This window comes from Nocardia anocheti, assembly GCF_029675105.1.
Taxonomy (GTDB): Bacteria; Actinomycetota; Actinomycetes; order Mycobacteriales; family Mycobacteriaceae; genus Nocardia.
The window spans coordinates 534,274-560,003 of the sequence record NZ_JAQQFV010000005.1 but is presented as its reverse complement, the minus strand read 5'-3'; the positions used below and the strand labels follow the sequence as shown (position 1 = coordinate 560,003).

The window sequence follows — 25,730 nt, the reverse complement described above, 5'->3', positions numbered from 1 at the left end:
GACGCGATGCACGACCATGATCTCGGACTGGGCCACGACCTGCGGGTGATGTCGCGCCGACGGATGCTGGGCGCGCTCGGCATCGCCGGAGTCGCGGCCGCGGCGGCCTGCGCCACCGATTCCCCCGGTACCACGAGCTCGACGTCGGCCACGCCGTCCACCCTGCCCGCCGCGGCACCGGGCGAGACCGCGGGTCCGTACCCCGGTGACGGTTCCAACGGACCCAATGTGCTCATCGAATCGGGCGTGGTGCGCTCGGATATCACCGGCAGTTTCGGCGCGTATTCCGGGACGGCCCAGGGCGTTCCGATGACGCTGACCCTGAATCTCGTCGACCTGACGACCAACGCGGTAGGCACCGGCATGGCCGTCTACGTCTGGCACTGCGATCGCGAAGGCCGGTACTCGCTCTACAGCGAGGGCGTCACCGACCAGAACTATCTGCGCGGCGTCCAGGTCGCCGACGACAGCGGCACGGTCACCTTCACCTCGATCTTCCCCGCCTGCTACACCGGCCGCTGGCCACACATCCACTTCGAGGTCTACGACTCGCTGTCCATCGCCGTCGCCGGGGACAATGCCCGCCTGACCTCCCAGATCGCCCTCCCCCAGGACGCCTGCGAAACCGTCTTCGCCGCCGACTCCGGCTACACCGCCAGCACCCGCAACATGTCCGGCGTCACGCTGTCGTCGGATAATGTCTTCGGCGACGGCTGGGACGCCGAACTCGCCACCGTCACCGGGACACCGGCCACCGCCATGGCGGTCTCGCTCACCGTCGGTGTCGCCGACAAATCGCAGAACACCCAGTCCGACAGCGGTTTTCCCGGCGGTCAGCCACCGGGCGGCCAGGGCGGCCAGCCACCGGCAGGGCAAGACGGTCAGCCACCGGCCGGTCCGGGTGGTGAGCCGCCGAGCGGTGGCCGACCGTCCCGCTAGCCCGCCACCGGTCGGCCCCTCGGCGATCGGGCTGCCTCCGCCGGTCACTTCCGACGTCCGGCGACACCCAGGACCGCTGGCGGCATCCGCGACCGCGCACGTCAGTCGAACTGCACCGTCGCCAGCATCGCCCGCGCCAGCTGTTCGGGATCGGCCGAGGACGCCAGCTCCGAACCTTCCAGCGCCCCCTCCCGCCACAGCGTCGCGAACCCGTGCACCAGCGACCAGGCCGCCAACCGGGTGGACCGCTGCCGGTCGGGCGCCTGCCCGGCGCGCAACTCGGCGATCCCCGTCCGCAACATCGCACCCGAGCGTTCGCGAGCGGCCGCGAGGTCGGGATCGTCGGCCCGCAGCACCTCGCGCCGATACATCACATCGAACCGGCCGGGCTGGGCCAGCGCGAAGCGGATGTAGGCCACCGCCACCTCACGCATGTCCGGCCCCGCCGCCGCCAATTCCGCCGCCAGCATGTCGAATCCCTCGATCGCCAGCGCGGTGAACAACCCGGCCCGATCCCCGAAATGATGCGCGGGCGCCGCGTGCGACACCCCCGCCCGCCGGGCCAGCGCCCGCAACGACACCGCCTCCACCCCCTCCGCCGCGATCTGCTCGGCGGCCGACTCGAGCAGCGCCGCCCGCAGATCCCCGTGGTGATACCCGCCCTTGGCCATGCCTAGATCCTGACCGACAAACTTGCCATTGACAAGTTCCCCGCGCGGTGTCAATCTTTCCAGTGTCAAGATTGACGCCGTTCGCCGCCCTCAGGAGCTGTTCATGGCCCCCTTCATCGTCCTCACGACCGTCACCCTCCTGGCCCGCCTACTCGGCTGGCTCACCCCCCTGACCTGGCTCGATTCCTGGCCCCACACCATCGCTCTCGGCTTGGCCGCCATGTTCACCCTCACCGCGACCGCCCACTTCCAACAACCCCGCCGCGACGCCCTCATCGCCATGGTCCCGCCCCGCCTCCCCAACGCCCCCACCCTCGTCACCCTCACCGGCATCCTCGAACTGGCGGGCGCCCTCGGCCTCCTCATCCCCGCGACCGCACCCCTGGCCGCCGCCTGCTTGTTCGTCCTGCTCCTGGCGATGTTCCCCGCCAATATCCGCGCCGCCCGCGCCGACCTCGGCATCACCACCATGCCCCTCCCCGCCCGTACCGCCCTGCAGGTCCTCTTCCTCACCGCCTGCGCGGTCGTAGTCCTCGCCTGATCCTCGACCGCGACGGCCGCTATCCTCAGGCCCGCACCATCTTCGGGGGAGGGTTCCATGACCGTCAGCACGTCTCTGCCACGCCGACCGGACTATTCACGTCCGATCTCGGCCGCCGCGATCCTCGGTGTCGTCCTACTGGTCGGTGGTGTGCTGCTCGGGCTCTACAGCCTGGTGTTCGCCGCCGACAGTCGCGTCGAGATCTCCTCGGAGATCGTCACCGACCTCTCCACCAGGCTGGGAGTGTTCGCGGTCGGGCTCGGCACCGCCGCCGTGCTCGTGCTCGCCAGTGCTCTGCGCTGGGCCCGCCCGTTGCAGGCCAAGGGCATCGGCAATCTGCCGAGCGCGGCGATGCACGTGATCGTGGTCGTGGAGTTCGTCGTCGTCTGGAAGACGCACATCCCCTCCACGATCGAGAAGACCTTCGAGCGCTACGCGGCCTTCCCGAGCCTCCCGATGTCGTGCGCCGCTTTGGTTCTCGTGATCGCGGGCACTCTGCTCGTCCTCGGTGCCGCGATCTCACCGCCCCTGTACGGCGCACTGCCCCAGCGCGCGAGCGCGATCATGGCCGCGATCGGCGTCCTCGCCACCGTGGCGGTGACGGGAGTCGCCGCGTGGGTCGGTGACGACAGCCGCTTCATCGACCACCGCACCGCCGCCGACGGACCGGTTCCCTCGATGCCGAAAGCGCTGGGCCAGGAGCGATTCCGCATCGACCTGCCCCCGTCCGCCACCGTCGCGGCAGGTGGCCACGGATTCGTCGTCGGCACACCGACCGGCATCACCGCCTACGACGGCACGACCGGCACACCCCGCTGGCACTATCTGCGCCCCGCCGCGACCACACGCGGTGTCCACCTCGACCGAGACACCCCGCTGTCGCTGACCCGGGACGATGTCGTGGTCACCTACTGGTACGGCGCGGGCTGGATCGCCTTCGACGCGAGCTCCGGCGAAACCCTCTGGACCGATTCGGATTTCAGCCGCGACGCCGAAACCGGCCTGCGCGCGCTGGCGGGCGACGAGAAACACACCCTGCTCGCCCGCGCCGACGGCGGTGACTTCCGCCGCTACGACGCCCGCACCGGCACCCGGATGTGGTCCGCTCCAGCGGTCCCCGACAACTGTCGCACGGAGCGCGCGCAGGTCGCGGTCACCTCGATCGCCGTCTACCAGGTGATGGTCTGCCGCGACGAACGCGGCCCCTCGACCACCGTGCGGGCACTCGACGCGACCACCGGAGCGATCACCACCGAACGCGCCTTCCCCACGCCCGAACCGAACCGCCTACCAACCATTTCCGTCATCGACGACGTCGTCTCCCTCGACTGGAGCTACCGCACCGAGGGCCTGCGCCACCTCCACTTCGTCAGCCCCACCGACCTGACCACCGCCGAGATCACCGACTCTGTCGACGTTCTCGCCGCCGACTCGACCACGGTCCTCACCAGCGCCGACTTCCGCGAAACCACCGTCTCGGATCGCGACGACCCCACCCGGTCACGCACCCTGCCCCTGGCGTTGAGCAGCCTGCTGGCATCCGGCCGCCCACACCTACTGCTCGCCGACGAACTGATCTCGATCGCTCACGGCCTACACACCTGGCAGCGCCCCGACCTCACCGAAACCACCCCCGCGCCCCTGGACAGGTGCAAGCCCTACACCTTGCTCCCCGCCCCGGGCGCCACCCTCGTCATCTGCGAATCCAAGACACAGTCGGGTCAGCTCATCGGCACCGCACCACGCTGACCCCTCACGACGACCGACGCGACAACCGGTGCACGATCGTCCACGTCCCACCCACCACCAGCAGCGCGAACAGCAGCAACCTTCCCCGAACGCCGCGAGAATCCACAACCGGTCCCCCAGCGACAACGCCCCGTTGAGACTGATGTTGAGCGAGCCGACGGCGAAGGCGATGATCGCGGCGAAGATCGACACTCCTTCGATCACCTTGACCACCGAACCCCGCACCGTCTCGGCCAGTTTCGCGATCTCGTTCTCGGTGCGTTCGGCACTCTCCCGCGCTGCGGCCGCCTGCCGAGCATGCACGCGGGCAACCTCGATCGCCTCGCGCCGCGCTCGGTACTGCTCCTGCAACAGCTCGTGACTCACCCGACCACCGATGGCAGGCAGCAACCGGATGGCGGTGTCGATACTGGTCAGCGCGGCGTCGTATTCCCCGCACCACCACTGTCCGGTCGCCAGACGGAAGTGCAGGATGTGGCTGCCGGGATAGGCGGCGACGGCTTCGGTGGCCCGGTCGCGCAGGAGTTCGTCGCGGCCCTCGAATTCCACGCTGTAGGCGAGCCCGTTCAGCGCGACATCCACCGCCGCGTAGGTCCGATCGGCATCACTCCAGACCCGGTCGAACAGTTCCCGGGCGCGCTCATCGGTGACCCACCGGCTGCCGAAAGCCGCGAAGGCACGCAAGGCGGTGAACAGCACCGATTCCCGGTGCGGCCCGGCCGCCATCGCCAGTGGTGAGGAGTCGAGGAACTGCGCGAGTTCGTCGAAGTAGAAGTCGGCCCGCAGCTTCCCGGCGTGATACAGCGTCGCGAAATACGCCTTGTTGCACCCACTGTCGTCGGCCGCGACGATGTCACCGGTCGCGTCCGCGATCTCCCCCCCCGACTCCACCGAATCCCGGGTGATGAACGCGTACCCCAGCGCCCACTTCTCCCGGATCGGCTCGTGCACCGCCGCCGCCACGTGCTCGGCCATCCAGCCCGCGCACTGCACGGCCGTGTGCAGGGTCGGCTCCGCCCGGAACCGCTGATTCCAGTACCGATCCGCGCAGATCAGATGCGGATCACTGTCGAAATCCGCCGAGTCCACATCGAACTGCGGCTCCACCTGCTGCGCGAGGTACTGCAACGCGATCTGCTCGCAATCCCGTTCCAACACCCGCGAATTCGCCGCGACCAGCCCACCCAGCGTCGACTCGATCAGCGCGTGATCCATGAACGTCCCCTGCCTGCCACCACACCGGAATGATCAATCTCACTACCTATTCGCCGCTCGGCAAGCGTCTTGACGTCCGACGTGCGATTGTCCACGTCCCTCCAATTGTCATCAAAATCAACAGGACCAGACCACAGCCGAGCACAGCGAGGACCCATCCACTACTCACACTGGGGAGAAAACCGAGCTGACTGACACAGAGCGCGACGATAGTGAACGCTGCATTCACAGCAAAGCTCATCGCACCCCCGACGAGCTTGACCAATGGATCACGTGTAGCCTTGGACAATTCAGTAAGATCATCCTGGGTACGTTCGACACTCTCACGCATTGCAATGACGTTGTGTGCATTTACGATGGCCACCTCGATGGATTCGCGCCGGGCACGGTATTGCTCTTGCAAGAGCGTATGGCTCCCTCCGCCACCGATGGCGGGCAGGAGCCGCAATGCAGTATTGATATTGAGCAGCGCTGAATCGTATTCGCCACACAACCACAAGCCTGTCGCCAGCCGGAAGTGCAGGATGTCACGACGAGGGTATGCTTCGACCGCTTCGATTGCACATTCACGAAGAAGTTCACTCCGTCCATCGAACGCTGCACTGGAGTCGAGTGCATGCAAAGCCACATCCACAACCGCGAAGGTCCTCCCCGAACTGTCCCAGACCTCATCGAATAGTTCCCGGGCCATCTCCACATCAGCGCCTGGACGCCCGAATGCAGCGAGAGCTCGCAATGCCTTGATCAGTAGCGATTCCTGGTGCGGTCCTGCGGCGATCACCAGAAGCGATCGGTCGAGGAACTCGGCGAGCTCATCGAAGTGGTCGTTGGCCCGAAGCTTCCCGGCGTGATAAAGAGTCGCGAAATATGCCATGTCACAGCCGTCCACGCCGGAGTCAAGGAAATCATTCGACGCATCGGCGATCTCGTTCAGCGATTCTATCGAGTCTCGCGTGACGAACGCATAGCCCAGCGCCCATTTTTCCCTGATCAACTCACGAACGTATGCGGCAACATGTTCAGCCATCCATCGCGCGCATGCCAGCGCCGTAGCCAATGTCGGCTCATCGATAAATCGCCAGTACCAATATCGATCTGCACATATCAGATACGGATCACGATAGAAATCTGCTGAGACCACATTGAACTGCGGCTCGGCCTTCTCCTCAATATGTTGAATCGCAATCCGTTCACAATCACGCTCCTGGTCACGCGAACTAGCCGCTACCAGCCCCGCCAACCTCAATCTGATTCGTACGTGGTCCATGAGATCCCCTGCCGCATCATCGAAATGATGAATATCACCCAATTGTCGCAGACTCCATGTCCGTCGACATGGCAAACTGTCATTTCGTGGAGATCGCGGTGCTGACGGCGGTACACGCCGGGTATGCCCGATACCTACCCGCCGCGTGGCAATCGCTGTGTGCTCAAACACATACCGACTGGTCGTGGTTCGTTCAGGCAGATGGCCTCCGCACCCCGGAGATTCCCGCCGCGCTGATCAACTGCGGGGCTACTGACGACCCCCGACTTCACCTCGCATTCAACGGGACACGGGAGGGTCCGGCGATCACCCGCAACGTGGCACTCGGTCGGATCGCCGCACCACTCATCCAGAATCTCGACGCTGACGACGAACTGGAGCCCAACGCTCTGACTGATCTATCGGCTGCGCTTGAAGCGAACCCCATGGCAGGCTTCGCCGTCGGCCGCGCCCGCGACCTACTCAGTTCAGGCGAATTGCGTTTCTGCCCTGATGATCTACCGCCCGGTCTGATAGGTCGTGGCGAACTACTCGAAGCTTGGATCACCCTCACGGACACCTATCGGTTGCCTGTCCATCCCGCTGGGGTGATGTGGCGTCGTGACCTGCTGCTCGCCGCCGGGGGATGGGCAGCGATGCGTGGAATGGAGGACACCGCTCTACTCATGTCAGCCTCTGCACTCGCGCCCGCCATCGTTCTCGATGTCCCAACACTGCGCTATCGAAAGCACCACCTACAGCGCTCCACAAGGCCGTCGACATTCGAAGGTGGGGAGCAACAGATATCCCTGGTACGCGCCCGAGCGGCGTCCTTGCTCACAGGTCCGGGTTGGTTGGCACTCGCCCACTAGAGCACCCTTCAGGACGGCGGATAAGCGGCGGACAGGCCCCGGTGGACGATGTCGGCGAAGGCCGTGAGGTCGCGGATCAGGGTGTCGATGTCGCCGGTGGCGCCCGCTTCGGTGTGGAGCCAGTCGGCGATGGTGTCGAAGAGGCCGCCGATGGTGGAGACCGCGATGGCGTGCAGGTGGGGGAGGTCGGCGTCGGGGACGAATCCGTTTGTGCGCCAGAGGGTTTCGAGGAACTGGGCGGCCCAGCGGCGGTTGGTGCGGCGTTGCTGTTCGACCTTGGCGGAGATGCCGCTGGCTTCGCCGAAGGTCACCCGGGCCACGCGGGGGTCGTCGACGAGGGAGTGGGCGAAGGCGCCGATGACGGCGGCGACAACGGCGTCGCGGTCGCCGGTGGCCTCGGCCAGCGCGGCGGCGACCATGTCCTGGGCGCGTTCGCTCTGCTGCTGGAGCAGGGCCAGATAGCAGGCTTCCTTGCTGTCGAACAGTTCGTAGAACGCCTTGTTGCCGACGAAGGCGGTCTGGCAGATCTGTTCGATCGCCGTATTGACATACCCCTCGGCGGCGATCAGGTCGAACGCGGCCGCCAGGATCTGCTCGCGCCTGCGCGCACGCCGCTGCTCGGCGTCCAGTCCCTGGATGCGCCGCGGGCGGACGGGGCTCTTGTCGGTGGACGTCACGCAGCTCAGCCTACCGATCACCCAAATAGAACAAGGACTCTTGTTCTCAACAAGACTCCGTGCTGTAATCGGCATCACCTACCGAAGGAGATGCCATGCAGCGCCGCACGGCCACCCCCCGAACGCGCCGGTTCGCGCGCGCCCTCCCCCTGCTCGCGACCGTGGTCGTCGCGGCCGCACCCGCCGGAGCCGAGGACTTCCCGCTCCCACCGCTGCCGAACGAGGCGCAGGTCTATCCCGCCGTCGTCCCGATCCCGACACCCCAGCACGACCCCTGGTACGCCGACCCCGACGATTTCTCCGCCTACGCCAACGGCGACGTGATCCGCAGCCGCGTCGTGCAGACCTACGCGCTCGGCCTCCCCGTCCCGGTGCACACCACCCAGCTCCTGCTGCGCAGCACCGACGCCCACGACACCCCGATCGCCACCGCCACCACCGTGCTCATGCCGGGCATCCCGTGGCTGGGCCCCGGTGCGCGCCCGCTGATCTCGTATCAGGAGGCGATCGACAGCCTCGGTCAGCAGTGCAATCCGTCCTACACGCTGCGCGCCGGAATCCAGAAGGAGATCGCGCTGATCGGCCAGTTCCTCGCGGCGGGCGCGGCCGTGGTGGTCACCGATTTCGACGGCAAGAACAACACCATCATGTCGCCGAGCGAGGGCCGGATGGTGCTCGACGGCATCCGCGCGGCCCAGCGCGCCGGGCTCGGGCTGGCGGCGTCGCCGGTGGGTTTGTGGGGCTATTCCGGTGGTGGCAATTCCTCGGCGTCGGCGGCCGAGCAGCGCCAGCACTACGCGCCGGAACTCGAGATCCGGGGCAGCGCGCAGGGCGGTGTCCCCGGTGACAAGGTGGCCATCGCGCCGTTCGCCATCTCGGGCCAGCAGCCGCAGGCCAATTTCACCGGCTGGCTGGCGGTTCTCGGCCTGGCCCGCGAGTACCCGGATTTCGAGCGGGCGCTGCAGCGATATCTCACGCCGGAGGGCAAGCAGGTCGCCGCGGACCTGCGCGAACGCTGTCTCTACACCGCCGTCGCCACCGCCTTCCCACGTCCGGTCACCGACTATCTGACCGACCCCGAAGCGGCGCTCGAAGCCGCCCGGCCCGGCTTGACGGCGGCCAGTCTCGGACGCCCGGAGAACACCCCGGACATCCCCCTGCTCATGTGGCATTCCACCACCGACCAACTGCTGCCCGCCGAGCTGGCCATCGACGACATCGTGGCCGGGTACTGCGCGCGCGGGGTGAACCTGCGGATGTTCCGGGTGCCGATGTCGGAGCACATCAGCGCCGAGATCGTCCCCGAGCTGGGCACGGTGGCGTGGTTGCTCGCGGTGACCGCCGGAGCGGACCCGGGGCCGCGGGTATGCTGACCGCCGCCGCGTCCCAGTGGATGTCGCGATGAACGCCGTACGCCGATTCCGCACGGCCGCACGGCAGCTCGCCGTCATGCAGCGCGCCGGGCTCGTCGACCTGCGTCGCCCGGCGCGGACCGCGCGCACCGCACAAACCATGCGCGCGCTCGGCCCGATCGCCGGGGGCATCCGGACCTCCGCGCGACAGGTCCCGCATCGCGTCGCGCTCGTCGACGGGACCACCCGACTCACCTATCGACAGCTCGACCAGCGCACCGATGCCCTGGCCGCGCGCTGGCACGCCGAGGGGCTCCGCGCCGCCGACACCGTCGGTGTGCTCGCCCCCGACGGGCTGCTGTTGGTCGAAACCATGGCCGCCGCCGCCAAACTCGGGAGCAGGCTGGTCCTGCTGAACACCGGGTTCGGCGCGGCGCAGTTGCGGGACGTGCTGGTCCGCGAACAGGTGAGCGCACTCGTCCTCGACCCGAGCCTGTCCGCGCACGCGGGCGATGTGCCCGACGGGATCACGATGCTCAGGGGCACCGCCGACCTGGACGAAACCTCCTCCACGGCAGACTCTCTCACGGCCGCCATCCGAGTCGACGCCGCGCACGAGTACTCCCGCCCCGCACCACGACTCGCCGATCCCACCCGCCAAGGCGGATTCGTCCTGCTCACCGGCGGCACCACCGGAACCCCGAAGGGCGCACCCCGCCGCGTCGAATCACCCTTGGCTGGAGCGCAATTCGTCGACCGGGTACCGCTGCGACGATGTCGGACCGTCCTGCTGTGCGCGCCACTGTTCCACGGCACCGCCCTGTCGCAGTTCATCCTCGCCCTGAATCTCGGGTCGACCGTGGTCCTGCACGGCAGGTTCGATGCGGCCAGGGCGCTGGCCCAGCTCGCCGAACACCACGCCGACATGGTCGTGCTCGTGCCGACCATGCTGCGCCGCCTCCTCGACCTCGGCCCCGAGGCCATCGCCGCCGCCGACACCACCGCCCTGCGCATCGTCTTCACGGCGGGCGCCGCGCTGCCCTCGGCCCTGGGGACCCGGGCGATCGAGGCGTTCGGTCCGGTGCTCTACAACTTCTACGGCTGCACCGAGACCGGCACCGCCACCATCGCGACTCCGGCGGACTGGGTGGCCGCGCCGGGCACGGTCGGCAAGGCACCGGTCGGCATCACCGTCGCCCTCTACGCCGAGGACGGCACCAGGATCAGCGAACCCGGCGTGGTCGGCACGGTCCACGTCGGCAACAGCATCGCCTTCCACGGCTACTCCGGCGGCGGGTCCAAGCAGGTGCGCGGCGGCCTGATGAGCACCGGTGATCTCGGCCATTTCGACGCCGCGGGCAGGCTTTTCATCGATGGCCGCGACGACGACATGATCGTCTCCGGCGGCGAGAACGTCTTCCCGGGCGAGGTGGAAGACCTGCTCTACCGGCATCCGGCGATCACCGAGGCCGCGGTGATCGGCGTCCCGGACGAGGAGTTCGGGCAGCGGCTGGCGGCCTTCGTCGTGGCCACCGAGCTCGACGCCGAGGCGGTGCGCGAATACGTGAAGACCCATCTGGCTCGGTTCAAGGCGCCGCGTGAGGTGATCTTCGTCGAGGACCTGCCGCGCACGCCGACCGGCAAGATCGACCGGCGCGGGCTGGCGGCGCTGCGGTGAGACGGCGGCGGCGAGGGGTCGCCGCCGTCAGCCGTTGGGCCAGCCGCCGTTGCGGGCCGAGGGGTCCTCGCGCTGCTCGTCACCGACCAGATGCTGGATGCCCAGCTTCTCGGCGAACAGGTGCCGCTGGGTGATCCAGCCCGCCGCCGACAGCGCGATCCAGGCCAGGGTGGAGCCGATCTGCTGCCAGCCGTTCTCGGGGTGGCGCAGGAATTCCAGCGAATCGCTCATCCGGCCGATCCCGCTGAGCATCATGCTCGCGCCGCCGATCGAGGTGAGCCACAGCAGGGCCCGCGCGCGGAACTTCTCGGCCAGGAACGCGCCCGCGACGCCGATGGCCAGGATGACGATCAGACTCATCGCGACATTGCGGCTCTCGCCGGGTTGCAGCACGGTGGCCAGCTTCGCGCCGACCATCGCGCCGGTGAGCCCACCGATGAAATACGAGGCGAAGCGGAAGACCAGCGAGGTCACCACCCACGACGACACCGCGCCGATCAATCCGATCAGCAACAGCCAGGCGAACGAGGCGTTGAACAGGTCGGCGATCATCCAGCCCAGGCCGAAGCCGACGGCGATCACCCCGAGGTGCACCGAACGGATCCCGTAGAAGCACAGCAACGCACCGACCAGCGCTACGACAAGGCCGTTCATGGTCCACTCCCATCAGCCACACCGCACGGAAACCGCTATCTCACAGTAAACCGCCGAGCGAGCCAGGCACAGACACAAAACGCCGCCACACCGGGACGGGTGTGACGGCGTTCGTGGGGTCGGACCGCTAGAACTCCCAGTCCTCGTCCTCGGTGTTGACCGCCTTGCCGATGACGTAGCTGGAACCCGAGCCGGAGAAGAAGTCGTGGTTCTCGTCGGCGTTGGGCGACAGCGCCGACAGGATGGCCGGGTTCACCTCGCACTCGTCCTTGGGGAACAGGCCCTCGTAACCGAGGTTCATCAGCGCCTTGTTGGCGTTGTAGCGCAGGAACTTCTTGACGTCCTCGGTGAGGCCGACCTCGTCGTAGAGGTCCTGGGTGTAGTCGACCTCGTTGTCGTAGAGCTCGAAGAGCAGCTCGAAGGTGTAGTTCTTGAGCTCGTCACGCTCGGCCTGGGTGACCAGCTCGAGGCCCTTCTGGTACTTGTAGCCGATGTAGTACCCGTGCACGGCCTCGTCGCGGATGATCAGGCGGATCATGTCGGCGGTGTTGGTGAGCTTGGCCCGCGAGGACCAGTGCATCGGCAGGTAGAAGCCGGAGTAGAACAGGAAGCTCTCCAGCAGCGTGGAGGCCACCTTGCGCTTGAGCGGGTCGTCGCCGTTGTAGTACGACAGGACGATCTCGGCCTTGCGCTGCAGGTTGCGGTTCTCCTCCGACCAGCGGAACGCCTCGTCGATCTCCTTGGTGGAGCACAGGGTGGAGAAGATGGAGCTGTAGCTCTTGGCGTGCACCGACTCCATGAACGCGATGTTGGTGTACACCGCCTCCTCGTGCGGGGTGAGCGCGTCGGGGATGAGCGAGACCGCGCCGACGGTGCCCTGGATGGTGTCCAGCAGCGTCAGGCCGGTGAAGACCCGCATGGTGAGCTGCTTCTCGTCGGGGGTCAGGGTGTTCCAGGAGGGGATGTCGTTGGACACCGGCACCTTCTCCGGCAGCCAGAAGTTGCCGGTGAGCCGGTCCCAGACCTCGGCGTCCTTCTCATCGGGCACCCGATTCCAGTTGATGGCATGTACCCGATCGATGAGCTTCATTCCGCCTCCGCACCTTTCCACCAGACCTGTGACCTCCGACGCCGCCGCGCGCGAGGCCCTTCACCCTGAACACTACTCGTAGTGGGTGGGGACCTCACGCAACACAACAGCTTGTGTTGCGGCCCGCGAAATCCCCCGTCATCGACAGGACCCACGCACCGCACACGCGGCCCCTATTGTGCGGTACGCGCGCCGCGACGCAACCACCGCATCACGGTGATTCGCCCGGCCCGCTCGCCGGAGCACCCCGCGTCGTGAACACGGTCACCCCCGGCGACGCTTTGCATTCCCCGGCAGCACCCGGCAAACTGCGCCTCGTGCGCCCGTTCCGCTGGGCGAACGAGCCCCGAGGGGGAACACCATGCTTCGCCGACTGGCCGGTGCGGTCGCCGCGACGGTCCTGCTGACGGGTGCGACGGGCTGCGACGATCCGGAGCCCGCGGCCGTCACGCCGATCGCGTGGGACACCGCGCCGACCACCGACGAGCAGCGGCTGGCGATCCTGGCCGCCGCCCGCGCCATCGATCCGTGCGCGCTGATCCCCCGGGCGGCGCTCGAGGAACACGGCACCGTCCTGTCGGTGGCCGCGCGTTCCACCGATACCTGTGTCGCGGAACTGAATTCGACCGACTTCGAGAAGAAGACGAGCCTGAACTGGTCGATCTTCCTCTCCGCCGAGCCGCTGGAACCGCTGCCCGACAGTGTCGCGAGCCGCCTCGGCGACGCCTCGGTCGTGGCCCAGCGTGACACCGCGCCGGACCCGGACGTCCTCACCCACGCGTGCACGGGGCTGGCGTTGTTCCCCGCCACCGTCGGCCTCAACCTACAGGTCTCCACACCCGTCGCGGACAAACCCTGCGCCCTGGTCGACCGGATACTGCCCGGCGCGCTCGACCGGCTGCGCGCCCAGCCCGCCGCGGGCACCTCCCCGGACAACCCCGTCACCCCGCTGACCGGCGCGGACCCCTGCGCGGTGGCATCGCGGCTGGGTATCAGCACACCCGTGGACAAACAGTTCCTGTTCGGGTGCGTCTTCGAGTACCGGGGCACCACGATCGACTTGCAGTACTCCTACGAGCAGCAGGGCATTCTGACCCAGGGCGAACCACTCCTGGAAGTCAACGGACACCCTGGCTACGACCTGCGCAGCATCACCGAGAACTTCTGGTATGGAGCGATTCTCGGCGAACCGCTGCCCTCGAGCGGACCGCCGTCCTCGCTGGGTCCGCGCGTTCCGGTCGTCAAGCTCACCGGTCGCGACCCGGCCGTCCTGCGCGAAGTCCTGACCGCCACCGCCGAACTCTTCCCCGCCGCCTGACCAGGAGAACCACTGTGCGACAGCTCATCACGACCACGGCCGCCTCGAGTCGCGGTGGGCACCACACCCGGCACCGATCGTCCGGGCGGATGCTGCTGCTCGCGGCGACGGCGGTGCTGGTCGCGGCATGTCAGAGTCCCGAGCCGGTGGACTCGATGCCCAGCGGTGGATTCTGGTCGGCCGCACCGAATTCCGACGAACAGAAGATCGAGGTACTGCGCAAGGTGCGGGCGATCGACGTGTGCGCGCTGCTGCCACGGGAATCGCTGGCCGAACTCGGGGCGGTGAGCGTGGTCGAGAACGTGAGCCCGCGACAGTGTCGGGCGAACATGGCCGTCGACGGGCATCCGGGTGGGATCGACGCGACCTGGGCCGCCGGAACCCTGTTCTCGGGCGAATACGAACTGGGCGACCGCCCGGTGAACGAACGGGCACTCGGCGACGTGCGCACGCTCTACGCCGAGGAACCCAGCACCGATCCGGCGCTGCGCGGCAACTGCGACGCGCACGCGCTGTTCGTCTCCGGCGCCTCCCTGACCTTGACCGTGCGCGCGCCGCGCGACGCGTGCGCGACAGCCGAGTCGCTGCTGCGCGTCGCGCTGGTGAACTGGCGGGCCGAACCCGCGCAGGGTAGTTCGCCCGACTCCGACCGCACGGTGGTCGACGGCGCGGACCCGTGCGCGGCCGCGCCGCTGATCGGCGTCCAGGTGCCGGTGGTCCAACAGGGGGTCGACCAGTGCGCGCTGACCGTCGACGGCCGCGAGGCGGTCGTCGGCTTCGACTACCGCGAAGAGCGCGGAATACTCGACGACATCCCGGCCTTCACCGCGGGTTCCCGGCAGGTCTACCGCGTCGAGTCGAGCGTGCCGTCGATCGTCACGCTGACCGCCCCGGTCGGCCCCGCGCTCGCCCCGGGAACCACCGACGCCCTGCTCGGCCCCCGCGTCCCGATCGTCACCGTCACGGCCGATCCGGCGATCGCCGAACAGGTCATGCGCGAGACTCTGGCGACCCTGAACTGAGCCGATCCGCGCTGACAACGTTCTGGGAACGACCGACCCTGATCGTTTGCGTGGGAGTTGCCGGTCCGGGCAGACTCGGTGGTCGGGCGCGAGTCCGGGCCGGAGTCTGTCGAGGACAGGGGTGCCGATGTATCGCAGGATGGTGGTGGCCGCCAGCGCGTTGCTCGTCTGCGCCGCGTGTGGTGACGATGCGGGCAAGGCTCCCGACTACGGCACCCTGCCGCCCCCACCATCGCCCGTCATCCCGGCCCAACCCCCGGAGTTCTGGTCGCACGTGCCGCAGGACCCGGCGCAGCGCGACGAGGTCGCCCAGGCGACACGCCAGGTCGATGTGTGCGCGGTGCTGCCACGCGACGAGCTCGCCGATCTCGGCGAGGTGAAGAGCGTCACCGTCGGCCTGGATTCGTGCCGGGCGATCATCGGCAGCGACAAGTCCGGCGACGGCACCACCCTCACCTGGCACGCAACCCTGCTGCCCGGCCTGCCCCCCGCCGCCAAGGGCGTGCTCACACAGATCGGCGACGTGCAGGTCCGCGTGGTCCCCGACCGCGACGCCGGGGAACCCCGCGCCTGTGGCGCGACGGCACACTTCCCGGCGGGCGCGTCGTTCTATCTCGGCCTGTCCACCCCGCCCGGCACCAACCCGTGCACCGTGGCCGATCAACTGATGCCCGGCATGATCGATCGCTGGCGCGAGTCGCCCCCGCAGGGCACCTCCCCCGACACGGTGCCGACGGTGCTGCTCGGCGCCGACCCGTGCACGGTGCGCGGCAAGCTCGCCGACACCGTGCCCGACGACGAACAGCGGTTGACCCAGTGCCTGTTCGGTTATCGCGGCGAGAAGATCACCGTCAGCTACGAATACCGCGTGCCCGAATACCTGGCCGCCAACAGCACCGAGGAGAACATCGACGGCCGCACCGTGCACCGCTCGGTCTCGGTCTACGACAGTTCCATCCCGATCTACACCGCCGCCGTCGGCCCCGAACTGCCCGCCGAGTCGACCGCGTTCGGCAGGCGCCTCCCGGTCGTCGAGGTGGTCGCCAAGACCGACGACGTCGCCAGGGACGTGATGGCCCAGGCGCTGACGCTGTTCCCGCAGCGCTGAGCTCAGATCCCCAGGACCAGCTTGGCGGTGGTGAAGTAGATGATCAGCCCGGTCGCGTCGACCAGGGTGGTCACCATCGGCGCCGACACCACCGCGGGGTCGATCCGGACCCGCTTGGCCAGCAGGGGCATCGTGCCGCCGATGGTCGCGGCCCAGCCGCAGATGATCACCAGCGTGATCGCCACGACCACCGCGATCTTCGGCCCCACGAACAGCGTGCCGATCAATAGCCCGGCCGCCGCGAGCATCCCGCCCAGCACCAGCCCGACCCGGCATTCCCGCCAGATCACCTTGAACAGGTCAGAGCCGCGCACCTCGCCGACGGCCAGCGCGCGCACGCACGCCGTCGCGGCCTGCGCGCCCGCGTTGCCACCCGCGCCGATCAGCAGCGGGATGAACAGCGCCAGGCTGGCCGCCTGCTCGAGGGTCGCCGCGAACACGTCGGTGACGCTGACGGTCAGCGTGGCCGCGAACAGCAGCAGCATCAGCCACAGCGCCCGGTAGCGCGCGAGCTGGAACACCCCGGCGGCCATGTAGTGGCCCTCCCAGGGCGCCGAACCGGCCTGCTTGGCGACGTCCTCGCTGTCGGCGGCCTCGAGCACCTCCACCGCGTCGTCGATGGTGAGCAGCCCGACCACTCGGTCCTCGCTGTCGACGACGACCAGGTTGATGTCGTTGGTGGAGCTCATCAGGCGCGCGGCCTTCTCCGCGGAGTCGGTCGCGCGCACGAACGGCGGTTCGGTGACGACGAGGTCGCTGACCTTCGCCTCCGGCGCGTGCAGCACCAGCTCGCGCAGTTCGACGATGCCGGTGAGCTTGCGGCCGTTGTCGACCACCGGCAGCGTGTACACCGTCTCGGCGTTGCCGCCCTTGGCGCGCACCCAGGTCAGGGCCTGGGCGACGGTCAGGTTGTCGGGCAGGGCGACGACCTCGGGCGTCATGTAGAGGCCGACCGAGCCCTCGGGGTAGCCCAGCAGCGCGGCGGTCATCCGCCGCTCGCGCGGGCTCAGTCCGGCCAGCACCTTCTTGGCGACCTTGGCCGGTGCCTCGCGCAGCATGCGGGCGCGGTCGTCGGGGTCCATCGCCTCGACCAGGTCGCGAAAGCTCTTCTCCCGCAAGCCCTGCAGGATCTGCTGCTGGTCGACCGGCTCGAGTTCCTCGAACACGGTGATCGCGCGATCCTTGTCCAGCAGGCGGAACACCACCCCGGCCTGCACGGCGTCCATGCGGGCCAGCGCGTCGGCGATGACGTGCGGCGGTTGGTTGTCCAGCCAGTCCATCACCCCGGCGACCCGGTGGGTTTCGACGATGTCGCGCACCGATTCGGACAGGATCGCCAGCGCCTCGGTCACCGAGTGGTCCTCGGTGCCGCGCTGGTCCGAAACAGCTTCGGGCACAACGGGATCGATGGTTACGTGACGTACTTCGACGAGATCGGTCTGCGACATGGGACAGTCCTCTGGCGCGCGGGCGCGCACTCCGGCGACAACGGCGCGGGAATGCTACGAGTGTGGATCGGGGAACGGTGGCACACACCGCGGGCGTCCACCACCACGGCCATCACGCACGACCGGCTCGAACGGGCCGGGAATCAGTACGAGGACGAAGGGGCGACGCCGCGCGGCCTTCGACTGGGGGGTTCGCTGCGCATGACAACACCACCTCCTCGCCGTCGCTGCCGACCCGCGGCCGGACATCCTTCACTTCGTAGGGTACATGCGATCCGCCGACGTTTCACCTTGGCACTGCCGTACCACTGGCCACAGTGGCCCCGCTCACCCCGGGAGGTCGGCGCCGAGGGCGCGTTCCACCGCCCGCCAGTCCGGCACGTGGGTCACCCAGTCGGGGGCCGGGGCGGCCTGCGCGCCGAACAGGTACAGGTGTGGGACGTGTCCACGCAGGTGGCGATGGACGTCGAGCCGGTCGTCGATCATGTGTGTGATGCCCAGCTCGCCACAGTGCGGCAGCTTCCCGGCGCGCGTGCGGCAGAACCGTAGATGCGCACGGGCAATGCCGGTGCGCGCGGCGAAATCGTGGTGGTCGAGCCATTGCCGGGTGCGCTGCTCGATGCGGGGACCGCATTTCGAGATCACCCAGACCCGGCCCTCGAAACGGGGCACCAACGCGGCCAGGACATCGAAGGCGTCGGTGGTGGGTGGGGTGCGCATCGCTTCGGCGAGGCCACCGGAGAGGAAGGGTGTGTCTGCGGTGCCGGGAGTGAGGGCGGCGCCCTGGATCACCCGGCCGAAATCCACGCCGAGGCATGGTGGTGTCGGATCATTCATATTCGGGTTCCAGGATCGCATTCCCCCGCGCCTGGCGCCAAGTGGTTTTCCGCCCATATCCGCCGGTCCGGGATTCGGCGCGGCGCGCGCGCAACCGTTGCCCGGCGGCGCGACAGTGGGGACAGTGGGGGCAGCGGTTCCCGTCACTCACACCGAGGAGAAACCTGTGCGCTTCGGCATCTTCGTCCCCCAGGGCTGGCGACTCGACCTGGTCGATATCGAACCGGCGGACCAGTGGGCGGTGATGCGCGAGCTGGCCCAGCGCTTCGACAGCGTCCCCGACTGGGAGTCGATCTGGGTCTACGACCACTTCCACACCACCCCGGTCCCCACCGACGAGGCGACCCACGAGGCGTGGACGTTGATGTCGGCGTTCGCGGCCACCACCTCGCGCGTGCGGCTGGGCCAGATGTGTACGGCCATGAGCTACCGCAACCCCGCCTACCTGGCCAAGGTCGCCGCCACCGTCGACCTCATCTCCGGCGGCCGCGTCGAAATGGGCATCGGCGGCGGCTGGTACGAACACGAATGGCGCGCTTACGGTTACGGCTTCCCCTCCGCCGGTGAACGCCTCGGCCGCCTCGACGAGGGCGTGCAGATCTTCCGCCAGGCCTGGCAGACCGGCCGCGCCACCCTCGACGGCAGGTACTACCAGGTCGACGACGCCATCGTGCACCCACGACCGTTGCAGGAGAACGGGATTCCGATCTGGGTCGCCGGTGGCGGCGAGAAGAAGACACTGCGCATCGCGGCCAAGTACGCCGACTACACCAACTTCAGCGGCGACCCGGCCGAATTCGCCCGCAAGTCGGCGATCCTGGCCGAGCACTGCGCCGAGGTCGGCACCGATTTCGCCGCCATCACCCGCAGCTCCAACTTCAACGCCGTCGTCGGCTCGACCGAGGCCGAGGTCGCCGACCGCCTCGCCGCCGTCGTCGACCGCCTCACCCCGTTCCTCGGCGCGGAGGCCGCCGAGACCAGGGTGCGCGAACAGTTCGCCACCAGCGCGGCCACCGGCACCCCGGAACAGATCGTCGAACGCCTCTCCGCCGTCCGGGATCTCGGCCTGGCGTACACCATCGTCAACTTCCCCGAGGCCGCCTACGACACCTCCGGTATCGAGCTGTTCGAGCGCGAGGTCATCCCGGCGCTGCGGTGAGCGGATGCGCTGGTGGACAGTCGTTTCGGTGAACACGCCGTACGAATCGGAACACGCCGCCGCACGGTAACACCCGTGACCATCGGTCGGATCTCCCTTCTGGACCTGCCGTTCCCCAGGTCCGGAAGGGACCCGGAATGAGTGAGATCCTGTCCGTCGAACTGTTCGCCGCCGGTTCGACCGTTCTCGGCGCCGCCTACGCGGCAGCGCTGCAGCTACTCGAGGCCCGCCGCTCCCGCACCCGCGTCCAGCATCTGACCCAGGTCATCGCCGAGGGCGGCGAGAACACCGAGGCGCCGGTCCTCAGCGCCGACGACCGTCCCGCCGAGTGGACACACGACTGGCTCGAGGCCGCCGCCCGCAAGCGCTCCGACCTCGACATCGCCAACCACGCCAGCGCCCAGCAGCAGCAACGGCTGACCACGATCGCCAGCCTGCTGTGCGGCGCCATCGCCATCGGCGTCATCATGTACGGGCTGCTCACCGGCGATCCCGGCGACCCGCAGGGGCTCGCCACCGTGGCGGCCGGTCTGCTGCCCGGCGCCGCCAGCGGTCTGCTGTTCTGGCAATCACGCGGCGCGAGCGTGCGCGCCGACAGGTTCGCCGACCGGATCGCGACCACGGCCGCGCGGGCGGAGGCCCTGCGCATGTCGGCGACGATCCTCGACCCGGGCTCGCGGGACCGTTTCGCCACCGCCGTGCTGCTCAGCACCGCGTTTCCGGAGCTGAGCGGGCAGGAGATCTGGCGGATGGCCGAGAGCATCGACACCGAGGGTGAGGCAGGCCAGGGTCAGCCGTGACGTCGGTGCCACGCCGAGGGGCGGTGTGGCTGGGGCGCCGGTTGGCGGTCTGGTCCGGGCGCTTGCTCACCGAAGCCCTCACTGAGGGCGGCGAGCTTTTCGACGGTCCCGCGTCGTCGCTGCGTTGGGCCCGCCCCGCCGCGTTCACGTTCGCGACCCCACCCGCCGCGCGCTTCGCCGAGATGTCGGCGTTGCGCGCGGCTTTCGGCGCCGACTCCTCACAGCACTGGCTCGTGGGCACCGCGTACTACCTGCACCGGTACAACAACGACACGCATATGGCCGCCCATCTGCTGCTGGAAGCGGCCTATGGGTTCCACCGCGACGACGACGCCGTGGCTCGGCGACTGCTGGACACCGTGCGCAAGTGCGCGGATATCGACGCGTGCACCCAGCTGTCCGTGCTGCACGACGTCGTCGGCCTGGTGCTGGACTACCGGCAGCCGCACCTGCTGTCCAACAGCGATGTCGAGATCTCCCCGGCGCGCGCCCCGATCATCCGCTACCTGATCGACCTCACCGGCACCTACCCCCGGCACGGCGTCTTGGCCGAACTGCTGGCCACCGAGCACGGCTACCACGCGCCACACTGCGACGGGAGCCCCATCGTGGTCCCGTCCCCGATGCGTCGCGGGGCGCATGTGCGGGTGGCTCGCAAGATCCGCCGGGCGCTGCGCCACCGCGATCACCAGCGAGCGGGCCAGATCGCGGACGAGTTCGCCGAGTTCGCCGATTCGACGCCCGATCGCGATATCGCCTATCGGGAACTGCGCACGCTGGTGCAGTTGCTGTCGTCGCAAGGCCACCACTGGCTGGTCCTGCGTCTGATGCGCACCCTCGGGCTGCTCGGTCGCGATCTCTCCACCCTCGGCACCGAGGCGAGGATATGCGCCCAGGTGGCCAAAGCCTCGCCACACGCGGAGTATCGGCTGGCTGCGCGGGCCATGCAGGCGGAATGCCTCACCCGCGCCGACACCGCCTCGGCGATGCGGGAAGGCGTGGACCTCGTCGCGAAGGCGCTCGCCGACCCCGACATCGGCAAGTACCCGAAGATCAAAGTGGAATTGCTGTGGTGCGGCTATTTCGTGCTGCACAAGATCGGCATGTATCGCCAGGCGCTCGAATGCCTGGGTTCGATCGCCGAACTGGACACCTCATCTTTTCGCGAGCTCGCGGTCCTGTGGGCCAGGATCGACATCCTCAGCCATTTGGGTCTCCACGTCACCGAGGAAGAACTCTGGGCACTGCGCGAGAAGGCCGTGGCCGTGAACAACACGCGATGGCTCGCCGAGGTCGATCTGCTGATCTCGCGCATGACCCAGGACAGCGCACCGGACAACGCCCGATTCCATCTGATTCTGGCCACCGAGGGATTTCGACGGGCGGGTGCGTGGGGCGATCTGTCTCGCTGTCTGTCCGCGATCGGACAGCGCTGGACGCAGGAGGGCGCGTATCTCCCGGCGACCAAAGTCCTGACCGCGGCGATCGATCTCTGCCTGCGCCGCAAGGACTACACGCAGGCGATCGAGATCCGCGCCGATCTCGGACAGGCATTGTTCCGCTGCGGCGAGATAGATTTCAGCGAGTATCGCGATGTCATGATGTCGGCGACGCTCGATCAGACTTTCGACGGAAAGATCGTGACCGTCAACAAGTTCCTCCATGACGTCCACGACAAGCACCCGCACGACGCGTTCCAGATCGCGGTGACGGTCCTGTCCGGCTACGCGGCCTGGTGGGCGAGACAGGACATGACCACATGGCGTGCCGGACTGCTCGGGCAGGTGGAGTTCCTGCGGCACATAGCATTACAAGCGGCCTTCGCCAGCGAACAATCGCGACTCGCGATCATCGGGCTCATCATCGAGGGAGCTTCGCAGAGCACACCCGCCCGGCACGAGCTCGCCGAAGTCCGCCCCGATGATCATCTCCCCCAGCCGGTCGACACCGCCGTCGCCGCCGAGATCGCCGATCTTCTGGGTGGTTCCGGCGAGCAGACCCTCATCGAAGACGCACGCCACCACCACATTCCCCTGAGCCCGCCGATCTCGGTCTCACTCACCGACGGTGAACACGGCGACACCGCGTTCTCCCTGCCGAGGCTGGCCGCCGAAGCCGGAACCGCACGCTGGATCTGGTGGGCACAATGGGAGCGCGGCGACAGCCTCTACCACGCCGTCGTGACGAGCACCGGCGCACACGAGGCGTCGTGCACACCGAAATCCGCGGTGACCGAGGCGATCACCGCCTACCGCAAGGTCCTCCCCCTGGCCACCCGCGAGGACGGCACCGACTACCGCGCCGCCATCAACGAGGCACTCGCCGTGACACCGGCCGAGGAACAGGCACTCGCCGACCAGCTGGCCGCAGCGCTCCTCCCGGAGACCATCGCCACCTTCCTGATCGAATCCCCCGATCCGACAACCCTGTTCGTGCAACCGACCTGGCTGACCGCCCAACTCCCCCTCGGGCTCCTTCCACTCCCGAACGGCCGCACCCGTATCCACGATCACTGCGCCCTGAACTACTGCCCATCCCCGGTCCTGCTGGCCAGGGCCCGCCCGCATCGCGAGAACGCCACCGGCAGCGCGCTCATCCTCGATCCCGGCGGTGAACGTCTACTGGGCCGCCGACCCCGCGCCATCCCCCTCCCCCGCGACCTGCGCTCGGTCTTCGTCGGCGACCACCTCCCACGCTGGGCACATACGCGGCTCAGCGCGCACCAGCCGACGCGATCCAGTCGACAGAACATCAGGGACACCCTCACCGAGCGCCCGCCGAGGAAGATCGTCTTCGCCGGTCACGCCTCGCTCGCCAACAGCATGTCCCCCGGTCAGGCCGCCTTCGTGCTGGCCGACGGGACGGTCTCGGCCGCCGAGTGGTTCCAGGATCACACCACCTTCCCCGCCGCCGACGAGCTGATCATGATCGGCTGCGACAGCTTCGCCACCAGGGCGCTGGAACCGCTGGGGCTGGCCACCGCGGCGCTGGCGGCGGGCGTCGGCTCGATCGTGTCGAGTGTCTGGCCACTGCCCAACACGGAGGGAATGTGGAGTGCCGCCGCACAACTCGTGGAGTCGACCGACACCCACGGATTCCCGGAATCGGTCCAGGCCATGGGACGCGACCGCCTACAGCGCTGGCAGCGCACCGGAGATCCACGAACCCACCCGCTCAACTGGTCCGCCTTCGTCGCCACCCGGACAGCGGGTGCTCGACGCCCGCCAGCGGAATAGTCTGGTGGATATGAGCGATCCGGGGGCGGAGCGGCGCGAGGCGGCGGCGCTGGCGAAGAGATATCCACGACGGGCCGATGGGACGCTGAGCCTCAAACCCGAGCTCGACGCCGACGGCCAACCCGTCCCGAGCCCGAAGAGCCTGTCCACCAGCCGATCCGACGGCAGCAAGCCGGTGCCCGCGATAGTCGCCGCCGTGCTGATCGACTGGTCGCTGCACATTCTGATCGGCGTCGGCGTGTGGCTGGCGCTGCGGCCCGCCGGGGCCGGGATGGCGATTCTGTACGGGCTGCTCGCCTGGATCGCGGCGTCGTTCGTCCACCGGACAGTCGTCCAGACGCTCGCCGGGGCCACGCTCGGCACTGCGCTGTTCGGTCTTCGCCTGCGCCATCCCGACGGCCGCGCACCTTCGCTGGAACGGTTGATCGCGCGGTGGTTCACCACGCTGCTGCGGACCATCGGCGAAGTGGTGTCCCTGCCCTGAGAGTCGCGCTCCGGCGGAGATTTTCGTCGATGTGTCCTTGACCACACCGATGATCTCCGGCTATGTTCACTCGCCAATGGAACTGGACATGCGTTCAAATGAACGCTTGTCCATCTGCGGAGTCGAGGGACGCGGATGATCGAGACAGTCAGGCGCGGCCGAGCCGTGCGATGGATGACGGCACTGGCGCTGGTCGCCGGGATGGCGATGGCGGGGAGCTCCCCGGTCGCGGCGGAACCCGGGCTCACGCCCCTCCACGCGCGGGGCGCCGAGCTGATCGACGGCTACGGGCGCACCGTGCTGCTGCACGGAGTGAACAATGTCGACAAGTCCGCGCCGTACCTACAGCCCGGCGACGGGATGACACTCACCGACGCGTCGGCGGCGATCCTGGCGCGGCACGGCTTCACCACCGTGCGCCTCGGCGTCTCCTTCGACGGCCTGATGCCCACCGAGGGCGTGGTCGACACCGCGTACCTGGACCGGGTCGAGACCGTCGTGGACACGCTCGCCGCGCACGGCATCTACACCCTGCTCGACAATCATCAGGACGGCCTCTCGAACATCTGGGGCGGCAACGGTTTTCCCGAGTGGGCGATCAGGGCCAGGCCCGGCGACGGCGAGCCGAACCCCGGCTTCCCGCTGTACTACCTGATGCCGAGCATGAACGCGGGCTGGGACGAGGTCTGGAACAACACCTACGGCGTCCTCGACCATCTCGCTACCGCGCTCGGCGCCCTGGCCGAGCGGATGAACGGACACGCGAGCGTGCTCGGCATCGAACTACTCAACGAGCCCTGGCCCGGCACCCCGTTTCTCACCTGCTTCCCGAACGGCTGTCCCGACTTCGACGCGAAATACCAACGCGCACTGCAACACCTGACCGACGCGGTGCGGGCCCGCAATGCGGCGGTGCCGGTGTTCTGGGAGCCGAATGTCACCTGGAACGAGACCATGCCCAGCCATCTGGGCAAGAATCCACCGATCACCAGCCCGAACATCGTGTTCTCCCCGCACGATTACTGCATCCCGAGCCAGCTGGCCATCTACCTCGACCTGCCCGAGGAACTGCGCGCGGTCTGCCCGGTGCAACAGGACAAGACCTGGGCGAACATCGACTCCTTCACCGCGCGCACCGACATCCCCACGCTGGTCACCGAATTCGGTGACGGCGATCCGACCGTGCTGCACAACACCGTGTCCCGCGCCGACGAGCGTTTCGTCGGCTGGCACTACTGGCACTACAGCGCGAGTGACGGTGATCCGTTCCGCGGCGAACTCGGCAAGCAACTCGTCCGCACCTATCCGCAGGCCACGGCGGGTACGCCGGACAAGATGGTCTTCGATTCCGCCACCGGCGATTTCGCGTACCGCTACCGGCCGCGTGCGGCCTCGGCACCGACCGAGATCTACGTCTCCGACCTGGCGTATCCGGACGGCTACGAGGTCCGCATCACCGGTGGCCGGGTGACCTCCGCCGCCGGAGCGCGCATCGTCACTGTGGAGGCCGACGGCACCGATCCGGTCACCGTCCAGATCCACCGGCCGGGTTCGTCGGGCGCCGAACTGCCGTCAGGCGGTGGCACCGGATCGGCGTCGGGGTTCCCGTGGTCGACCGGGTCGGCGGGCTGATC

The 25,730-nt window shown here is 68.3% G+C and carries 21 protein-coding genes; 14 read left to right on the top strand and 7 right to left on the bottom strand.

Annotation, left to right across the window (positions count from 1 at the left end):
• Positions 1 to 6 precede the first annotated feature (6 nt).
• Positions 7 to 939: a dioxygenase family protein gene (locus QC180_RS16555; protein ID WP_278263621.1), complete on the top strand. Its 933-nt coding sequence runs from the start codon at positions 7 to 9 to the stop codon at positions 937 to 939.
• 101 nt (positions 940 to 1,040) lie between these two features.
• On the opposite strand, the gene QC180_RS16550 is transcribed toward QC180_RS16555, so the two are convergent.
• On the bottom strand, positions 1,041 to 1,610 hold the full coding sequence (locus tag QC180_RS16550; RefSeq protein WP_278263620.1) for a TetR/AcrR family transcriptional regulator: 570 nt from the start codon (positions 1,608 to 1,610) through the stop codon (positions 1,041 to 1,043).
• A gap of 103 nt (positions 1,611 to 1,713) precedes the next feature.
• On the opposite strand from QC180_RS16550, the gene QC180_RS16545 reads away from it, so the two are divergent.
• A complete protein-coding gene (locus tag QC180_RS16545; protein ID WP_278263619.1) occupies positions 1,714 to 2,151 on the top strand; it encodes a DoxX family protein in 438 nt (145 codons plus the stop codon).
• A gap of 57 nt (positions 2,152 to 2,208) precedes the next feature.
• Entirely contained in the window at positions 2,209 to 3,900 is a 1,692-nt protein-coding gene (locus QC180_RS16540; protein ID WP_278263618.1) for an outer membrane protein assembly factor BamB family protein, read from the top strand.
• Between the two features lie 1,261 nt (positions 3,901 to 5,161).
• Here QC180_RS16540 and QC180_RS16535 read toward each other — a convergent pair.
• A complete protein-coding gene (locus QC180_RS16535; protein ID WP_278263617.1) occupies positions 5,162 to 6,424 on the bottom strand; it encodes a hypothetical protein in 1,263 nt (420 codons plus the stop codon).
• A gap of 14 nt (positions 6,425 to 6,438) precedes the next feature.
• On the opposite strand from QC180_RS16535, the gene QC180_RS16530 reads away from it, so the two are divergent.
• Entirely contained in the window at positions 6,439 to 7,233 is a 795-nt protein-coding gene (locus QC180_RS16530; protein WP_278263616.1) for a glycosyltransferase, read from the top strand.
• A gap of 8 nt (positions 7,234 to 7,241) precedes the next feature.
• Here the strand turns inward: QC180_RS16530 and QC180_RS16525 are convergent, their stop codons facing one another.
• The gene (locus tag QC180_RS16525; RefSeq protein ID WP_278263615.1) at positions 7,242 to 7,910 is read right to left on the bottom strand and encodes a TetR/AcrR family transcriptional regulator; all 669 of its coding nucleotides are present in this window, start codon (positions 7,908 to 7,910) and stop codon (positions 7,242 to 7,244) included.
• A gap of 95 nt (positions 7,911 to 8,005) precedes the next feature.
• Between QC180_RS16525 and QC180_RS16520 the strand changes: the two genes are divergently transcribed.
• Together QC180_RS16520 and QC180_RS16515 are read left to right on the top strand one after the other, a co-directional pair.
• Entirely contained in the window at positions 8,006 to 9,283 is a 1,278-nt protein-coding gene (locus tag QC180_RS16520) for a lipase family protein (RefSeq protein WP_278263614.1), read from the top strand.
• Positions 9,284 to 9,311: 28 nt separating this feature from the next.
• Complete coding sequence (locus tag QC180_RS16515; protein WP_278263613.1) at positions 9,312 to 10,940, top strand: AMP-binding protein; 1,629 nt, start codon at positions 9,312 to 9,314, stop codon at positions 10,938 to 10,940.
• A 27-nt stretch (positions 10,941 to 10,967) separates the two neighbouring features.
• On the opposite strand, the gene QC180_RS16510 is transcribed toward QC180_RS16515, so the two are convergent.
• Together QC180_RS16510 and nrdF are read right to left on the bottom strand one after the other, a co-directional pair.
• Entirely contained in the window at positions 10,968 to 11,594 is a 627-nt protein-coding gene (locus QC180_RS16510) for an ABC-2 transporter permease (protein ID WP_278263612.1), read from the bottom strand.
• A gap of 127 nt (positions 11,595 to 11,721) precedes the next feature.
• A complete protein-coding gene (gene nrdF, locus QC180_RS16505) occupies positions 11,722 to 12,684 on the bottom strand; it encodes a class 1b ribonucleoside-diphosphate reductase subunit beta (protein WP_278263611.1) in 963 nt (320 codons plus the stop codon).
• A 361-nt stretch (positions 12,685 to 13,045) separates the two neighbouring features.
• Here nrdF and QC180_RS16500 point away from each other — a divergent pair, with 361 nt between their 5' ends.
• From QC180_RS16500 to QC180_RS16490, 3 genes are all read left to right on the top strand, one after another.
• Positions 13,046 to 14,002 carry a hypothetical protein gene (locus tag QC180_RS16500; RefSeq protein WP_278263610.1) on the top strand — a complete coding sequence of 319 codons (957 nt, stop codon included), beginning with the start codon at positions 13,046 to 13,048 and terminating at the stop codon, positions 14,000 to 14,002.
• Between the two features lie 14 nt (positions 14,003 to 14,016).
• Complete coding sequence (locus tag QC180_RS16495; protein ID WP_278263609.1) at positions 14,017 to 15,024, top strand: hypothetical protein; 1,008 nt, start codon at positions 14,017 to 14,019, stop codon at positions 15,022 to 15,024.
• Positions 15,025 to 15,151: 127 nt separating this feature from the next.
• Positions 15,152 to 16,132 (top strand): peptidase, encoded by a 981-nt coding sequence (locus QC180_RS16490; RefSeq protein ID WP_278263608.1) that lies wholly within the window; start codon positions 15,152 to 15,154, stop codon positions 16,130 to 16,132.
• Between the two features lie 2 nt (positions 16,133 to 16,134).
• Here QC180_RS16490 and mgtE read toward each other — a convergent pair whose 3' ends face one another.
• Together mgtE and QC180_RS16480 are read right to left on the bottom strand one after the other, a co-directional pair.
• Entirely contained in the window at positions 16,135 to 17,580 is a 1,446-nt protein-coding gene (gene mgtE / locus QC180_RS16485) for a magnesium transporter (RefSeq protein ID WP_278263607.1), read from the bottom strand.
• 327 nt (positions 17,581 to 17,907) lie between these two features.
• A complete protein-coding gene (locus tag QC180_RS16480; protein ID WP_278263606.1) occupies positions 17,908 to 18,387 on the bottom strand; it encodes a hypothetical protein in 480 nt (159 codons plus the stop codon).
• A 196-nt stretch (positions 18,388 to 18,583) separates the two neighbouring features.
• Here QC180_RS16480 and QC180_RS16475 point away from each other — a divergent pair, with 196 nt between their 5' ends.
• The 5 genes from QC180_RS16475 (at position 18,584) to QC180_RS16455 (ending at position 25,728) form a co-directional block, all read left to right on the top strand.
• On the top strand, positions 18,584 to 19,576 hold the full coding sequence (locus QC180_RS16475; protein WP_278263605.1) for an LLM class F420-dependent oxidoreductase: 993 nt from the start codon (positions 18,584 to 18,586) through the stop codon (positions 19,574 to 19,576).
• Between the two features lie 137 nt (positions 19,577 to 19,713).
• Positions 19,714 to 20,376: a TRADD-N-associated membrane domain-containing protein gene (locus QC180_RS16470; RefSeq protein WP_278263604.1), complete on the top strand. Its 663-nt coding sequence runs from the start codon at positions 19,714 to 19,716 to the stop codon at positions 20,374 to 20,376.
• Positions 20,373 to 23,612, top strand: a complete 3,240-nt coding sequence (locus QC180_RS16465; RefSeq protein WP_278263603.1) for a CHAT domain-containing protein — start codon at positions 20,373 to 20,375, stop codon at positions 23,610 to 23,612. The genes QC180_RS16470 and QC180_RS16465 overlap by 4 nt, the downstream gene beginning before the upstream one ends.
• A gap of 10 nt (positions 23,613 to 23,622) precedes the next feature.
• Entirely contained in the window at positions 23,623 to 24,096 is a 474-nt protein-coding gene (locus tag QC180_RS16460) for an RDD family protein (RefSeq protein WP_278263602.1), read from the top strand.
• Positions 24,097 to 24,231: 135 nt separating this feature from the next.
• Positions 24,232 to 25,728: an endoglycoceramidase I gene (locus tag QC180_RS16455; protein WP_278263601.1), complete on the top strand. Its 1,497-nt coding sequence runs from the start codon at positions 24,232 to 24,234 to the stop codon at positions 25,726 to 25,728.
• The last annotated feature ends 2 nt before the right edge of the window (positions 25,729 to 25,730 follow it).

Coding starts and splice junctions, on each gene's coding strand:
- QC180_RS16520 (WP_278263614.1), top strand. CDS start 8,006: ATGCAGCGCCGCACGGCCACCCCCCGAACGCGCCGGTTCGCGCGCGCC.
- QC180_RS16515 (WP_278263613.1), top strand. CDS start 9,312: ATGAACGCCGTACGCCGATTCCGCACGGCCGCACGGCAGCTCGCCGTC.
- QC180_RS16455 (WP_278263601.1), top strand. CDS start 24,232: ATGATCGAGACAGTCAGGCGCGGCCGAGCCGTGCGATGGATGACGGCA.
- QC180_RS16460 (WP_278263602.1), top strand. CDS start 23,623: ATGAGCGATCCGGGGGCGGAGCGGCGCGAGGCGGCGGCGCTGGCGAAG.
- QC180_RS16490 (WP_278263608.1), top strand. CDS start 15,152: ATGTATCGCAGGATGGTGGTGGCCGCCAGCGCGTTGCTCGTCTGCGCC.
- mgtE (WP_278263607.1), bottom strand. CDS start 17,580: ATGTCGCAGACCGATCTCGTCGAAGTACGTCACGTAACCATCGATCCC.
- QC180_RS16540 (WP_278263618.1), top strand. CDS start 2,209: ATGACCGTCAGCACGTCTCTGCCACGCCGACCGGACTATTCACGTCCG.
- QC180_RS16555 (WP_278263621.1), top strand. CDS start 7: ATGCACGACCATGATCTCGGACTGGGCCACGACCTGCGGGTGATGTCG.
- QC180_RS16470 (WP_278263604.1), top strand. CDS start 19,714: ATGAGTGAGATCCTGTCCGTCGAACTGTTCGCCGCCGGTTCGACCGTT.
- QC180_RS16545 (WP_278263619.1), top strand. CDS start 1,714: ATGGCCCCCTTCATCGTCCTCACGACCGTCACCCTCCTGGCCCGCCTA.
- QC180_RS16550 (WP_278263620.1), bottom strand. CDS start 1,610: ATGGCCAAGGGCGGGTATCACCACGGGGATCTGCGGGCGGCGCTGCTC.
- QC180_RS16510 (WP_278263612.1), bottom strand. CDS start 11,594: ATGAACGGCCTTGTCGTAGCGCTGGTCGGTGCGTTGCTGTGCTTCTAC.
- QC180_RS16530 (WP_278263616.1), top strand. CDS start 6,439: ATGTCCGTCGACATGGCAAACTGTCATTTCGTGGAGATCGCGGTGCTG.
- QC180_RS16500 (WP_278263610.1), top strand. CDS start 13,046: ATGCTTCGCCGACTGGCCGGTGCGGTCGCCGCGACGGTCCTGCTGACG.
- nrdF (WP_278263611.1), bottom strand. CDS start 12,684: ATGAAGCTCATCGATCGGGTACATGCCATCAACTGGAATCGGGTGCCC.